Here is a 716-nt window from a genome sequence, read left to right on the forward strand (position 1 = left end):
CCGGCTACGCTGATCAGCTCGTGTTGAGGAGTCGTGATGCCGGCACGGCCAGCCAGCCGCAGAGCAATCTCCTCCCAGGTCTCCATGCTATAATCGTCCGTCTCCTTCGGGAATTTGGCGATGGAGAGGTGACCGTGCTGGTCGATTACTGATGCTTTGGGGCGTGCGCCGCCGAGGGAGGAGCCGGGAGCGAAGATGAGCTGGAGATCTTCGTCCGTCTCCTCGTCGCGCAGGATGCGCTCGGTGATCTGGAGAAGTCGGCCAAGTTCGATCAAAGCTGGAACGCCGGCGCGGATTGGCGCCTGGAACGCGTCTTCGCCGACCCAGCGGAAGCGAAGCGCGCCGAGCCGGGTTTCGTCGGCGACACCGAGCAAATAATCGCTTTCGACAAGAGTGCGGACGGCACGGCCTTCGCGATCAGCAAGGCGGCGCTCAGCGCGCTGCATGAGGCGGCGTCCCCATGTGTCGGGTGCGGAATCGCCTATCGAGCCGAAGGTGGCAAGGCCGGCTGGCGGCGCGAAGGCGCCGCGGGTCAGCGCCAGAGCGGGCTCCAACGAGAAGCGCTCCGGGTCTTCCAGCCAAGCACCTTCATACTCAAAGAGGATGGTCTCGGCGCCTCGCACACGATTGCTTCTCGCCAATCCGATCAGGCGGGTGCGGCCGTTAAGGTCGATATGAACCTCGAAGTCAGCCATCGCGGGACGATCCCGCCGACC

1 protein-coding gene is annotated in these 716 nt (G+C 64.4%); it reads right to left on the reverse strand.

Annotated features, from left to right (window positions below):
• On the reverse strand, positions 1-695 hold a 695-nt coding region (locus OR37_RS20530; protein WP_035017852.1), incomplete at its 3' end, for a HipA domain-containing protein.
• Positions 696-716: the final 21 nt, after the last annotated feature.

Source organism: Caulobacter vibrioides OR37 (genome assembly GCF_000372645.1).
Lineage (GTDB): Bacteria > Pseudomonadota > Alphaproteobacteria > Caulobacterales > Caulobacteraceae > Caulobacter > Caulobacter vibrioides_E.